The following is a 14175-nucleotide window of genomic DNA, read 5'->3' as shown; positions in this document are numbered from 1 at the left end:
GGCGGATGGAATGCACGACCGCTTCGAAGCGGGCAGTCCGGCATTGTATGGATTCTGCGGCAAACGCCGCGCGGTGAGACCGATTCGCCGTTTTCCGAGTGCTGCGAACTATGTGCCGAAGCGCGCGGACACCGCCTCGAAGCGCGGCATCGCCGGCGCGGTGCCAACGATCTCGGTCGACATCGCGGCGGCGCGGTTCGCGTGCACGACGGCCTCGCGGAACGGGCGGCCCGCGAAGCGCACCAGAGCCGCGACCAGCGTACCGGAGAACGCATCGCCGGCACCGGTCGAGTCGACTGTCTTCACGCGCTCGGGCGCGAGCCGGTAGAACGCCTGCGTGTCGCCCCGGCGTTCGTGCTCGCCGTGCGAGACGAAGCAGCCGTGCGCACCGAGCGTGATCACCACGGTTTCGACACCGAGCTTGCGCGCGAGCAGGTGCAGGTCCGTGTCGGCGCGCGCGGCCAGTGTCGCCGCGTCGATGTGTTCGCCGGCAATGCGTTCGAGCAGCAGCGCGAACTCGGTTTCGTTCGGTGTGATCAGGTCGCACTGCGCGAGCAGCATCGCGTCGAGCGCCGGATGCACCGGCGCCGGATTCAGCACACGCAGGAGAGCGTGGCGCGCGCCGAGTGCAAGCGCGGCGGCGATCGCGTCGAGATTGTTTTCCAGTTGCAGCAGCAGGACGGCCGCGCCCTCGAACGCGTCGGCTTGTGCCTCGACGAACGCCGGATCGAGATGTTCGTTTGCGGCGAGGTTGACCACGATCAGGTTCGATCCGCTGCGGTCGATGACGATGCTGGATGCCGCAGTCGGCACGTCATCGCGCACCTGCCAGCGGCACGGCAACTCCTCCTCATCGGCGAAGCGTTGCGCGATCGCGCCGAGATGGTCGTTGCCGATCGCGCCGACGAACAGCGTCGCCACGTCCTGGCGCGCACAGGCCACCGCCTGGTTGAAGCCCTTGCCGCCGGGCCCCGTGTTGAAGCCGAGCGCACGGCGCGTCTCGCCGGTCTGCGGGAAGCGATCGGTCAGCCAGGCGTGGTCCTGCACGTAGCTGCCGACGACGATGACGATGGGTGAGACGTGAGACGAGGGACGTGAGACGGGCGAACTCATTGGGGTTGATGATCCTTCCGAGACAGACTCCGGATAAGGGCGCTCAAACGCGCGAACGTACGCTCGGTCAATTCGTCGAGGTTTCGATCACCCTCAATCATCCCTAGCCTTCGCGCAATGACCAACAGGGTTTCGATCTCCACGAGTGAACCGCGGGCGATATCGAGGAAGCGCAGGCAATCGCGCGTCGAGCGGCGTGCAGAACCTTCCGCGATGTTGGTCGGAACCGAGATTGCCGCGCGGCGCAACTGGCTGCACAAGCCATAGCGCTCTTCCGCGGGCAAAGACGCGGAGGTTCGGTAGACCAGTTCAACCAGATCGACGGCGTCTTTCCAGACATCAAGACGCCGGTGCTTGCGCGTCACGCTTCCGCTCGTCTCACCTCTCACGTCTCTCGTCTCACAGCTGCTCCAGCACCCCCGCGATCGTCGCCGTCATGAACGTCGCGATCGAGCCGCCCAGCACCGCGCGCATACCGAGCCGGGCGAGATCCGCGCGTCGGTTCGGCGCGAGGCCGCCGATGCCGCCGATCTGGATCGCGATCGACGAGAAGTTCGCGAAGCCGCACAGTGCGTAGGTCGCGATCAGCTGGCTTTCCTTGCTCAGCTGCGGCAGGTGCTTCGACATGTCGACATAGGCAACGAATTCGTTGATCACGACTTTCTCGCCGATGAAGCTGCCGACCAGGTTCGCGTCGTGCCACGGTACGCCGATCAGCCAGGCCAGCGGCGCGAGCACCCAGCCGAACAGGGTCTGCAGCGAGAGTTCGATCGGGCGCCCGGCGCTGGCGGACAGCCAGCTGTTGATCGACGAGGCGGCGTCGGCGCCCCAGGCATGCGTGCCGAGCCACTGGATCGGGCCGTTGACCAGCGCGATCAGCGCGATGAACGCGAGCAGCATCGCGCCGACGTTGAGCGCGAGGCGCAGGCCGTCACCGGCGCCGGTCGCGGCCGCGTCGATCACGTTCGCGGTGGTCTTCTCGACATCGAGCTTGATGGTGCCGCGGGTCAACGGTTCCTGCGTCTCGGGTACCAGGATCTTCGCCAGCATCAGCGTTGCCGGTGCGGCCATGATGCTTGCGGTCAGCAGGTGCTTGGCGAAGAACTGGCGCTGCATCGGGTCGTCGCCGCCGAGCAGGCCGACATAGGCGGCCATCACCGAGCCGGCGATATGCGCCATGCCGCCGATCATCACGGTCATCAGCTCGGACTGCGTCATGCGCTCGATGTACGGCTTGATCGTCAGCGGCGCCTCGGTCTGCCCGATGAACACGCTGGCGCAGACGCTGGTGGTCTCCGCGCCGGACACGTTCATGACCTTGGTGATCACCCAGGCCATGCCTCTGACAATCCGCTGCATCACGCCGAGGTGGTAGAGCACGCCGGTCAGCGAGGCGAAGAAGATGATCGTCGGCAGCACCTGCACCGCGAACACGAAGCCGAACTTCGAGGTGTCCATGAAGCTGCCGAAGATGAAGGTGGAACCGACGCGCACGAAGTCGAGCAGCTTGACGAAGCCGGTCGCGATCGCGTTGAACACATCGCGGCCGAGCGGCAGTTTCAGCACCAGGCTCGCGAACACGATCTGCAGCGCGACACCGGTCAGCACCAGCCGCCAGCTGACCGCGCGCTTGTTGTTCGAGAACAGGAATGCGATGCCGATGAGAACGGCGAGGCCGAACAGCCCGAATGCGATCTGGCCCAGCGCCTGCATCATCGAGATCTCCCCAACGGCACCCCGGGCGCCGCCCAATCGACGGAGCGTAGAGCAGCGGCAAAGCCGCGCGCAAGGCGGCTTCACGCGTCCACCGCGTTCCACACGCGATCCACGCAAGTTTTCGGGGGCCGCTGGCGGCGGTCGCGCGATGGCTTCGTTCGTTTTTGACGCAGCGCAGCAAATGTGTTCCACTCGACCGCGAACAGCAGCTTGCGGGTCGCGTTCCGGAATGGACACCTAGACGTCCATTCGACCGGAAGCGCCGGGTGCGTGGCCTGCAGGCGGCCCCACGCGAAGGTGTGCACGATGGCCAACCGGCATGTCGGGTTGTACGACCCGCGCTACGAACACGACAGCTGCGGCTTCGGCCTGATCGCGCAGCTCGATGCGCGCGCGAGCACGCATCTCGTCGACAGCGCGTTTTCCGCGCTGGAGCGGCTCGCGCACCGCGGCGCGGTCGGCGCCGACGGACTGTCCGGCGATGGTTGCGGTGTGCTGATGTACCGTCCGATCGCCTGGCTGCGCGCGCTCGCCGCAGAGGCCGGCATCGCGCTCGGCGAACGCTTCGCCGCCGGCCTCGTGTTCCTGTCGCCGCAAGCGGCCGATCGCGCGCGCGCGACCGGCGAACTCGAGGCGCGCCTGCTTGCGCAAGGCCTCGAGGTTGCCGGCTGGCGCGAGGTGCCGCTCGATACGTCAGTCTGCGGCGAACAGGCCGCAGCGAGCCGACCGCAGATCGCACAGCTGTTCGTGAATGCACCGCAGGGGCTCGACGAAGGCGCGTTCGAGCGCGCGCTGTTCCGCGCGCGCCGGTTGGCGACGAACGCGTTGGCGGACGATGCGCACTTCTACGTGGTCACCTTGTCCGCGGCGACGATCGGCTACAAGGCGATGGTGCTGCCGGGCGCGCTGCGCCGGTTCTATCCCGATCTCGCGCGCGCCGAACTCGAAAGTTCCGCCGTCGTGTTCCACAACCGCTTCTCGACGAACACCTCGCCGCAGTGGCGGCTCGCGCAGCCGTTCCGCTATCTCGCCCACAACGGCGAGATCAACACGATCCGTGCGAACCGCACTTGGATGCAGGCACGCAGTCCGAAGCTGACTTCGCCGCTGATCGACTTCTCCGAACTCGGCGAACTCATCGCGATGGACGGCTCGGATTCGCAGAGCCTCGACAATGCGCTCGAACTTCTGCTGATCGGCGGCATCGCGTTGCCGACCGCGATGCGCATCCTGGTGCCTCCGGCCTGGTCCGCGCGCGAGGACATCGACGCCGACCTCGCCGCGTTCTACGAGTACTACGCGCTGCATACCGAGCCCTGGGACGGACCGGCCGGACTCGTGATGTGCGATGGCCGCTACGCGGCCTGCGCGCTCGATCGCAACGGCCTGCGGCCCGCGCGCTGGGCGCTGTCCGCGGATCGCCACCTGATCGTCGCCTCCGAGGCTGGCATCTGGGACGTGCCGGCTGCCGCGATCACCGCGAAGGGCCGTCTCGGTCCCGGCGAGATGATCGCGGTCGACCTCGTCGAACATCGGCTGGTGCAGAACGCGGATGTCGACGCGCTGAACCGCGGCCTCGCCCCGTTCAAACGCTGGCTGCGCGAGGGCGTCACCTATCTCGAATCGCACATGATCGACCCGGGTCTCGCTGCCGAACCGTTCCCGGCCGAGACGCTGGCCCGCTTCCAGAAGCTGTTCGGCTTGTCGCGCGAGGAGCGCGACACCGTGCTGACGGCACTCGCCGAGGACGGCGTCGAGGCGACCGGCTCGATGGGCGACGACACGCCGGTCGCGGCGATGTCCGGCGCGGCACGCCCGCTCTACGATTATTTTCGCCAGGCCTTCGCGCAGGTCACCAACCCGCCGATCGATCCCTTGCGCGAGACTGCGGTGATGTCACTGGTCACGCAGATCGGCGCCGAGGGCAACATCTTCGAACTCTCGGCGGCGAACGCGAAGCAGGTGCTGCTGACCTCGCCGGTACTCTCGCAGCGCAAGCTGCGGCAATTGCTCGCGCTGCCGCAGTTCACCAACGCGCAGTGCTTCGTCGATCTCTACTACCACGAGAACGAGGGTCTCGAGGCCGCGCTGCAGCGCCTCTGCATCGCGGCGACCACTGCCGTGCGCGGCGGCGCGAAACTGGTGTTCCTCAGCGACCGCTATCCGCCGCAGCAACCGGACAAGCTGCCAGTGCACGCGCTGCTCGCGACCGGTGCGATCCATCAGGCGCTGGTCACGGCGCAGCTGCGCTGCGACTGCAACCTGATCGTCGAGACCGGCACCGCACGCGACGCGCATCACTTCGCCTGCCTGATCGGTTTCGGCGCATCGGCGGTATATCCGTATCTCGCCTACCAGACCTTGTTCGACCTCGGCCGCAGCGGGCACATTGGCGACCACGCCGGCGAGCCGCGCGAGCTCGGCCGCACTTATCGCAAGGGGATCCGAAAGGGACTGTTGAAGATCCTGTCGAAGATGGGCATCTCGACGATCGCCGGCTATCGCGGCGCGCAGTTGTTCGAGATCGTCGGTCTCGATCACGCGATCGTCGATCTCTGCTTCGCGGGCACGCCGTCGCGCATCGGCGGCACGCGCTTCGACGATATCGAAGCCGAGCAGCGCGCGCGTGTGCGCACGGCATTCGACGAGGAAGCGCTGCTCGCGCCCGGCGGCGTGCTCAAGTATGTCCACGGCGGCGAATACCACGCCTACAACCCGGATGTGGTCGGCGCGTTGCAGCGCGCAGTCGTTACCGGCGAGGCGGACGACTACCGACGCTATGCCGATCTGGTCGACCATCGCGCGCCGGCCGCGCTGCGCGACCTGCTCGAATTGCGTGCCGACACGGTGTCCGTCGCACTCGATGAGGTCGAATCCGTCGAGTCGATCCTGAAGCGCTTCGATTCGGCCGGCATGTCGCTCGGCGCGTTGTCGCCGGAAGCGCACGAGACACTGGCGCAGGCGATGAACCGGCTCGGCGCGCGTTCGAACTCCGGCGAAGGCGGCGAGGATCCGGCGCGCTATCGCACCGACAAATCCTCGAAGATCAAGCAGGTCGCCTCGGCGCGTTTCGGCGTGACCGCGGAATACCTGGTCAACGCCGAGGTGCTGCAGATCAAGATCGCCCAGGGCGCCAAGCCCGGCGAAGGCGGCCAGCTGCCGGGCCACAAGGTCAACGAACTGATCGCGCGGCTGCGTTACGCGCGGCCGGGCATCGGCCTGATCTCGCCGCCGCCGCACCACGACATCTATTCGATCGAGGATCTGGCCCAGCTGATCTTCGATTTGAAGGAGGTCAATCCTGATGCGTTGGTCTCGGTGAAGCTGGTGGCGCACGCGGGCGTCGGCACGATCGCGGCCGGCGTCGCGAAAGCCTATGCGGACCTGATCACGATCTCCGGCCACGACGGCGGCACCGGCGCGAGTCCGCTGAGTTCGATCCACTACGCCGGCGTGCCGTGGGAACTCGGCCTCGCCGAGGCGCATGAAACGCTGCGCCGCAACGGCCTGCGCGAGCGCGTGCGCCTGCAGACCGATGGCGGCCTGAAGACCGGCCTCGACGTAATCAAGGCAGCGATCCTCGGCGCCGAGAGTTTCGGCTTCGGTACCGCGCCGATGATCGCGATGGGCTGCAAGTACCTGCGCATCTGCCATCTCAACACCTGCGCGACCGGCGTCGCGACCCAGCTCGACGTGTTGCGCAAGCAGCATTTCGTCGGCACGGCCGAAAAGGTCATGCGTTATTTCCGCTTCGTCGCCGACGACGTGCGTGCGCATCTCGCGCAGCTCGGCGTGCGCTGCCTCGAGGATCTGGTCGGGCGCGTCGACTTGCTGCAGGCGCGCAGCGATGTCGACGGCAAGCATGCGCGCATCGATCTTGCGCCGTTGTTGAATGCGGCCGGCCTCGTCGTCGATGGCGCGCAGGTCTGTTCCGGTGCGCGCAACGTGCCACGCGATCCGGCCACGCTCGCCGCGAGGATCGCCGGCGACACGCGCTTCGCGGTCACGAACAAGCGTGGCGGCGAGTTCCGCTACGCGGTGCGCAACACCGACCGCTCGCTCGGCGCGCGTCTGTCCGGCGAGGTCGCGCGCGCGCATGGCGACCGCGGCATGGATGCGCATCCGATCACCTTGCGCCTGTCCGGCAGCGCCGGCCAGAGCCTCGGCGCGTGGAATGCTGGCGGCGTGCATATCGTGCTCGAAGGCGAGGCGAACGACGGCGTCGGCAAGGGCATGACCGGCGGCCGCATCGTGGTGCATCCGCCAGCGGATGCCGGCTTCGTCGCGCGCGAGGCGGTCATCATCGGCAACACCTGTTTGTATGGCGCGACCGGTGGCGAGCTGTACGCGGCCGGTCGCGCCGGGGAGCGTTTCGCGGTGCGCAATTCCGGTGCACTCGCGGTCGTCGAGGGCACCGGCGACCACTGCTGCGAGTACACGACCGGTGGCATCGTCGTCGTGCTCGGGCCGACCGGCATCAATTTCGGCGCCGGCATGACCGGCGGCTTCGGCTACGTACTCGACACTGAGCGCGATTTCGTCGACCGCTACAACCACGAGCTGATTGACATCCATCGCATCTCGCCGGAAGGCATGGAGAACCACCTGCAGCATCTGAGCAGCCTGATCGCAGCGCACGTTGCGGCAACCGGCAGCGTCTGGGGTGCGCAGATCCTCGATCACTTCCGCGACCTGCTCGGCAAGTTCTGGCTGGTCAAGCCGAAGGCCGCGAGCATCGACTCGCTGATCGACGCCCTGAGGCGCGCCGCATGAAGGAGAAGATTCCGACTTTCATCGAGATACCACGCGTATCGCCGCGAGAAGTGCCAGTCGCCGTGCGCGTGCTCGGCTGGGGCGAGATCTATGGACAGTTCGACGCCGGCCAGGGCGAGGAACAGGCCGCGCGCTGCATCGACTGCGGCAATCCGTACTGCGAATCGAAGTGCCCGGTACACAACTACATCCCGAACTGGCTGAAGCTGGTGAAGGAGGGCCGCGTGTTCGAGGCGGCGACGCTGATGCACGAGACGAACCCGCTGCCGGAGATCTGCGGCCGCGTATGTCCGCAGGATCGCCTCTGCGAGGGCGACTGCACGCTCAACGACGGCTTCGGCGCGGTCACGATCGGATCGATCGAGAAGGACATCGTCGATCTTGCGTTCCGGCAGGGCTGGCGGCCGGACTTGTCGAAGGTGAAATCGACGGGTCGCCGCGTCGCGATCGTCGGCGCCGGGCCGGCCGGCTTGTCCGCAGCCGATCGCCTCGCGCGCGCCGGCGTCGCCGCGACCGTGTTCGACCGCTACGAGGAAATCGGCGGCCTGCTCACGTTCGGCATTCCACCGTTCAAGCTCGACAAGGACATCGTGCGACTGCGCCGGCGCGTACTCGAGGCGATGGGCGTCGAGTTCCGCCTCGGCGTCGAGGTCGGGCGCGATATCGGCTTCGACGCATTGCTGGACCGCCACGACGCGGTCTTCGTCGGCACCGGCGCCTATCGCGAAGTCGCCGCGGACTTGCCTGGCGACAGCCTGCCTGGCGTGCTGCCGGCGCTGCCGTTTCTGATCGCGAACGCGCGTCGCCTGCTTGCTGATGGCGCAACCGCGGATCCGCAACTCGACCTGCGCGGCAAGCGTGTCGTCGTGCTCGGCGGCGGCGATACCGGCATGGATTGCAACCGCACCGCGATCCGTCTCGGCGCGGCCTCGGTCACCTGCGTCTACCGGCGTGACGAGGCGAACATGCCGGGCTCGCGCCGCGAGGTGAAGAACGCACGCGAGGAAGGCGTGCGCTTCCTGTTCAACCGCCAGCCGTTGACGATCCTCGGCGAGCGGCGCGTGAACGGACTTCTCGTGATCGAGACGCGCCTCGTCGCCGACCGCAACGGCCGCGCGCGACCCGAAGCCATCGCGGGCAGCGAGGAGACGCTGCCGGCCGACGCCATCATCGTCGCGTTCGGTTTCCGGCCGAGCCCACCGGACTGGTGCGCGAGCGCCGGCATCGAATTGGACGAGAGCGGCCGCGTCGTCGTCGGCAGAGCGGGCAGGCTTCCGTTCCAGACCACGAACCCGCGCGTGTTCGCCGGCGGCGACAATGTGCGCGGCGCGGATCTGGTCGTGCGCGCGGTGCATGACGGGCGTGAGGCGGCCGCTTCGATCATCAAGGGGTTTGCAGCCGCCACGATCGTGGCGCAGCGCGTGCAGGCCGAGGCGGAAGCGGCGGCGTCCTAGCGGCGCCGCTGCGTCCTCGCCGAAGGGATGGCCGGGTGACGCCTTGGCGTTCCTGCTGATTGCGCTCCGCACGCGCCCGATCAAGGCGTATTCTTCGGCGACCGAAGGAGCCGACCCGTGCACCGAATCGTAGTGCGCAACGGGACGGCCGTTTCCGGGTCCGAGCAACGGGAAGCCAATGTCCAGACCATCGATCAGCAGGGTTCCCTACGCGATCGGCAACGCGATCAAGGCGCCGGCTGTATTCGTGAACTCCGCCGTCGACGACACCACCGACCTGCTCGCGCGCAGCGGCGAACTGAAGTTCGGCCAGGGCATGATCGCGACGATCGTCGCGTTCTCGCTCGGCTTCCTGTGCCTGCTCGGCGTGCTCGCGTTCCACTTCCCCGAGTACCTGACCACACCGGAACTGCGCCACCAGTACTCGGTCGACGTGCTGCGCCAGGCACTGTTCGTCGCGTTGCTGGTTGCCGGCGGCCTTGCGCTCGCGAACCTCGTGCTCGGCGTGCGGCGCAATCTCAACGTCGTCGCGTTCGTGTTCGTGATCGCCGCGGTCGCGCTCGGCGGCTCGCGCGTGCCGGTCGGCAACTTCCCGGATCACACGCCGTACATCGGCCTCGACTGGTTCATCCTCGATCTGTTTGGCTCGACATTGATCTTCATCGTGCTCGAGAAGCTGTTTCCGCTGTACAGGGGCCAGGCGGTGTTCCGCCGCGAATGGCAGACTGATCTCAAGCATTTCGCGGTCAACCATTTCCTGGTCGGCCTGATCCTGCTGACCGTCAACTTCGTGATCCATCATGCGTTCGGCTGGCTGGTCAACCACGATTTCCAGCTCGCGGTGCAGCGCATCTGGTTCCTGCCGCAGCTGCTGCTGTGCATCCTCGTTGCCGACCTCGCGCAGTACTGGACGCATCGCGCCTACCATGAGGTGCCGTTCCTCTGGAAATTCCACGCGGTGCACCACAGCACGAAGACGATGGACTGGCTCGCAGGTTCGCGCCAGCACGTGTTCGAGATCATCGCGACGCGCGTGCTGGTGCTCGCGCCGCTGTTCGTGCTCGGCTTCCGTGAAGGCGTGATCAACGCCTACATCATCGTCGTCGGCTTCCAGGCCGTGCTGAATCATGCCAACGTGCACCTGCCGTGGGGCCCGTTGAAGTACCTGATCGTCACGCCGGACTTCCATCACTGGCACCACGCCTCCGACGACGAGGCGATCGATCGCAACTACGCCGCGCACTACGCTTTCCTCGACTACCTGTTCCGCACCGCGGTCAAGATTCCGGCGGCCAAGCCGTTCCCGGCGAAGTACGGCGTGGTGGGCGACTACATGCCGGATGGCTTCGTGAACCAGCAGATGTTTCCATTTCGGGCGAAGCCGCTGGACTAGCGTCACCGCGTGGTGAGCGCGGATTCTCGCGGCGCACGTCGAAGCACCGCCTCGGCTGGCCGGGATCGCGCCGCGTTCGAGGCAGCGTTCCCCGAATCCAGCTAAAATCGGCGGTTGCCCCAGCCGCCCCCTGTCAGGTATCCGTCATGTCCGTGCCCGCCACTGTGCTCGCGCCCTCCATCGACCGTGACTACACGCTCGAACACAAGTACACGCGTGCCGAAGGCCGAATCTACCTGTCCGGAGTACAGGCATTGGTGCGCCTGCCGCTGATGCAGCAGATGCGCGACCGCGCGGCCGGCATCAACACCGCGGGCTTCATCTCGGGCTATCGCGGTTCGCCGCTCGGCGGCTTCGACCTCGAGCTGTGGAAGGCGAAGAAGCACCTCGCCGCGTCGAACATCGAATTCCAGCCGGGATTGAACGAAGACCTCGGTGCGACGATGGTCTGGGGCACGCAGCAGGCGAACCTGTTCCCTGGCGCCAAGTACGACGGCGTGTTCTCGATGTGGTACGGCAAGGGTCCCGGCGTCGACCGCTGCGGCGACGTGTTCAAGCACGGCAACGCGGCCGGCACCGCGAAGTTCGGCGGCGTGCTCGCGCTCGCGGCCGACGACCACGCGTGTCGTTCGTCGACCCTGCCACACGGTTCGGAACTCGAATTCGTCTCGGCGATGATGCCGATCCTGAATCCCGCTGGCGTGCAGGACATCCTCGACATGGGCCTGCTCGGCTGGGCGATGTCGCGTTTCACCGGACGCTGGGTCGGCTTCAAGACGATTGCCGAAACCGTGGAGTCCTCGGCCAGCGTCAACGTCAATCCGCACCAGCTCGACATCGTGCTGCCGGAAGACTTCGCGCTGCCGCCGGGCGGCCTCAGCATCCGCTGGCCGGATCCGCCGCTGAACCAGGAAATGCGCCTGCACCAGTACGCGGTACAGGCGGCGACCGCGTTCGCGCGCGCGAACAAGATCGACAAGGTCGTGATCGACTCGCCGAATGCACGTCTCGGTATCGTGACCACCGGCAAGAGCTATCTCGATGTGCTGCAGGCGCTTGAATACCTCGGCATCAGCGCGAGCGATGCGCGCGAGATCGGCATCCGCGTCTACAAGGTCGGCATGACCTGGCCGCTGGAGCCGGTCGGCATCCGCGAGTTCGCGCGCGGTCTCGAGGACATCGTCGTCGTCGAGGAGAAGCGTTCCTTCATCGAGTCGCAGATGAAGGAATACATGTACAACTGGCCGGAGGCGCGCCGCCCGCACGTGGTCGGCAAGTACGACGAGGCCGGCAACTGGATCCTGCCGTCGACGAACGAGCTGACCCCGGCGATGATCGCGCTGGTCATCGCCAAGCGATTGGCGCGCTTCTTCACCAGTGAAGCGATCACCTCGCGCGTCGCCTGGATCGAGGCCAAGGAAAAAGAGCTCACCTTGCCGCGCGCCAGCTTCCCGCGCGCCGCGCACTACTGCTCGGGCTGCCCGCACAACACCTCGACCGCGGTGCCGGAAGGCTCGCGCGCGCTCGGCGGCATCGGCTGCCACTACATGGTCACCTGGATGGACCGGCGCACCGACACGTTCACGCAGATGGGCGGCGAAGGCGTGACCTGGTGCGGCCAGGCGCCGTTCACCGAAACCCAGCACGTGTTCCAGAACCTCGGCGACGGCACCTATTTCCATTCGGGTTCGCTGGCGATCCGCCAGGCGATCGCGGCCAAGGTCAACATCACCTACAAGATCCTCTACAACGATGCGGTCGCGATGACCGGCGGCCAGCCGGTCGACGGCACGCTGACCGTGCCCGATATCGCGCATCAGGTGCGCAGCGAAGGCGTGCAGACGATCATCGTGATGAGCGACGACATCGCGAAGTGGAGCCAGCCCGAGATCTTCCCCACCGGCGTCGAATTCATTCACCGCGACGAGCTCGACGCGGTGCAGAAACGCATGCGCGAAGTGCCTGGCGTATCCGCGCTCATCTACGACCAGACCTGTGCGACCGAGAAGCGTCGCCGCCGCAAGCGCGGCAAGCTGGAAGATCCGAAGAAGCGCCTGTTCATCAACTCGCTGGTCTGCGAGGGTTGCGGCGACTGCGGCGAGAAGTCGTTCTGCGTCTCGGTGCTGCCGAAGGAAACCGAGTATGGCCGCAAGCGCGAGATTGACCAGAGCAATTGCAACAAGGATTTCTCCTGCGTGAAGGGCTTCTGCCCGAGCTTCGTGTCGGTGATCGGCGGCGGACTCAAGAAGAAGAAAGGCAAGGCCGATGTCGACTTCTCCACGTTGCCGCAGCCGGTGATCGCGACCGACCTCGCGCAGCCGTGGAACATCCTGGTCACCGGCATCGGCGGCACCGGCGTGGTCACGATCGGCGCGCTGATCGGCATGGCCGCGCACCTGGAAGGCAAGGGCAGCACCGTGCTCGACCAGACCGGTCTCGCCCAGAAGGGTGGTGCGGTGACCTGCCACCTGCGCATCGCGAAGACACCGGACGACATCCACGCCGTGCGCATCGCGGCCGGCGAAGCCGACCTCGTGCTCGGCTGCGACATGGTCGTGGTCAACGACTACTGGGCACTGTCGAAGATTCGCGCCGGTCGTGCGCACGTCGTGCTGAACACCTACGAGGCGATGCCGGGCACGTTCACGATGAAGCCGGACATGCAGTTTCCGGCGCAGCAGATCATCGATGCGGTGAAGACCGCGCTTGATGGCGAATCGCCGGAACTCGTCGACGCGACCGAACTCGCGACCGCGCTGCTCGGCGACACCATTGCGGCGAACCTGTTCATGCTCGGCTACGCCTGGCAGAAGGGCTGGGTGCCGCTCTCGCACGGCGCGCTGATGCGCGCGATCGAGCTCAACGCGGCTGCGATCGAGATGAACAAGGCCGCGTTCAACTGGGGCCGCCTCGCTGCGCACGACATCGTCGCGGTGCGCAAGGCCGCCGGCTTGCCGAATCCGCATCTACCGTCCGGCGCGATTCCGCTCGCGCTGCCGGTGCGGCGCACGACGTCGGCGTCGACCCGGGCTGCCGCACCGCTCGACGACGCTACGCTCAGCGCGAATCTCGACGAACAGATCGCACGTCGTGTCGCGTTCCTGACCGACTACCAGAACGCCGCCTACGCCGCGAAATACCGCGCGCTGGTCGACAAGGTGCGATCGGCGGAAAGCGCGAAGACGCCGGGCTTCACCACGCTGACCGAAGCCGTCGCGCGCTACGCGTTCAAACTGATGGCCTACAAGGACGAGTACGAGGTCGCGCGCCTGTACACCAGCGGCGATTTCGAGCAACGCATCCGAGAGACGTTCGACGGCGACTTCAAGCTGCACTTCAACCTCGCGCCGCCGCTGTTCGCCAGGCGCGATGCCGATGGCCACCTGAAGAAAGCCGAATACGGCCCGTGGGTGTTCAAGGCATTCAAGGTCCTCGCGAAGCTGCGCAGCCTGCGCGGTGGCGCGCTCGATGTGTTCGGCTACACCGCTGAGCGCCGGATGGAGCGCCAGCAGATCGTCGATTACACGAAGACGCTCGACGAACTGCTCGCCGGCCTCGACAACGGCAACCACGCGCTCGCGGTCGACATCGCTTCGATCCCCGAGCACATCCGAGGCTACGGCCACGTCAAGGAACGCCACCACGCCGACGCGATGAAGCGTCAGGACGACCTGCTCTCCGCGTGGCGGAATCCTTCGGCGGATCGCGCGGCTGCGTAACCGCGAC

At 66.7% G+C, this 14175-nt stretch carries 8 protein-coding genes; 4 read left to right on the top strand and 4 right to left on the bottom strand.

What is annotated here, in order from left to right; genetic code table 11:
• Positions 1 to 108 precede the first annotated feature (108 nt).
• The 4 genes from ABD002_RS06670 to ABD002_RS06655 all read right to left on the bottom strand — a co-directional run bounded on the left by ABD002_RS06670 (position 109) and on the right by ABD002_RS06655 (position 3143).
• Positions 109 to 1113: a ribokinase gene (locus ABD002_RS06670; RefSeq protein WP_343788443.1), complete on the bottom strand. Its 1005-nt coding sequence runs from the start codon at positions 1111 to 1113 to the stop codon at positions 109 to 111.
• A complete protein-coding gene (locus ABD002_RS06665; RefSeq protein ID WP_343788439.1) occupies positions 1110 to 1478 on the bottom strand; it encodes a four helix bundle protein in 369 nt (122 codons plus the stop codon). Before ABD002_RS06665 ends, ABD002_RS06670 begins: the two co-directional genes overlap by 4 nt.
• Before the next feature lie 34 nt (positions 1479 to 1512).
• Positions 1513 to 2829 (bottom strand): NupC/NupG family nucleoside CNT transporter, encoded by a 1317-nt coding sequence (locus ABD002_RS06660; RefSeq protein WP_343788436.1) that lies wholly within the window; start codon positions 2827 to 2829, stop codon positions 1513 to 1515.
• An 80-nt stretch (positions 2830 to 2909) separates the two neighbouring features.
• Complete coding sequence (locus ABD002_RS06655; RefSeq protein WP_343788433.1) at positions 2910 to 3143, bottom strand: hypothetical protein; 234 nt, start codon at positions 3141 to 3143, stop codon at positions 2910 to 2912.
• On the opposite strand from ABD002_RS06655, the gene gltB reads away from it, so the two are divergent.
• From gltB to ABD002_RS06635, 4 genes are all read left to right on the top strand, one after another.
• Positions 3136 to 7602 carry a glutamate synthase large subunit gene (gene gltB / locus ABD002_RS06650; RefSeq protein WP_343788430.1) on the top strand — a complete coding sequence of 1489 codons (4467 nt, stop codon included), beginning with the start codon at positions 3136 to 3138 and terminating at the stop codon, positions 7600 to 7602. The two genes, ABD002_RS06655 and gltB, sit on opposite strands and share 8 nt — an antisense overlap.
• A complete protein-coding gene (locus ABD002_RS06645) occupies positions 7599 to 9056 on the top strand; it encodes an FAD-dependent oxidoreductase (RefSeq protein ID WP_343788427.1) in 1458 nt (485 codons plus the stop codon). The genes gltB and ABD002_RS06645 overlap by 4 nt, the downstream gene beginning before the upstream one ends.
• 178 nt (positions 9057 to 9234) lie before the next feature.
• Positions 9235 to 10449 carry a sterol desaturase family protein gene (locus ABD002_RS06640; protein WP_343788425.1) on the top strand — a complete coding sequence of 405 codons (1215 nt, stop codon included), beginning with the start codon at positions 9235 to 9237 and terminating at the stop codon, positions 10447 to 10449.
• A gap of 146 nt (positions 10450 to 10595) precedes the next feature.
• Positions 10596 to 14168 (top strand): indolepyruvate ferredoxin oxidoreductase family protein, encoded by a 3573-nt coding sequence (locus ABD002_RS06635; protein WP_343788421.1) that lies wholly within the window; start codon positions 10596 to 10598, stop codon positions 14166 to 14168.
• Positions 14169 to 14175: the final 7 nt, after the last annotated feature.

The sequence above is a fragment of the Dokdonella soli genome (assembly GCF_039523175.1).
GTDB classification, from domain to species: domain Bacteria; phylum Pseudomonadota; class Gammaproteobacteria; order Xanthomonadales; family Rhodanobacteraceae; genus Dokdonella_A; species Dokdonella_A soli.
Note: the sequence above shows the minus strand (reverse complement) of the source record. Positions and strands in the feature narration are given on the sequence as shown.

What these genes read in the sequence shown, in the direction of transcription:
- ABD002_RS06670 (WP_343788443.1), bottom strand. Translation starts at nt 1,113, where the DNA reads ATGAGTTCGCCCGTCTCACGTCCCTCGTCTCACGTCTCACCCATCGTC.
- ABD002_RS06660 (WP_343788436.1), bottom strand. Translation starts at nt 2,829, where the DNA reads ATGATGCAGGCGCTGGGCCAGATCGCATTCGGGCTGTTCGGCCTCGCC.
- gltB (WP_343788430.1), top strand. Translation starts at nt 3,136, where the DNA reads ATGGCCAACCGGCATGTCGGGTTGTACGACCCGCGCTACGAACACGAC.
- ABD002_RS06645 (WP_343788427.1), top strand. Translation starts at nt 7,599, where the DNA reads ATGAAGGAGAAGATTCCGACTTTCATCGAGATACCACGCGTATCGCCG.
- ABD002_RS06640 (WP_343788425.1), top strand. Translation starts at nt 9,235, where the DNA reads ATGTCCAGACCATCGATCAGCAGGGTTCCCTACGCGATCGGCAACGCG.
- ABD002_RS06635 (WP_343788421.1), top strand. Translation starts at nt 10,596, where the DNA reads ATGTCCGTGCCCGCCACTGTGCTCGCGCCCTCCATCGACCGTGACTAC.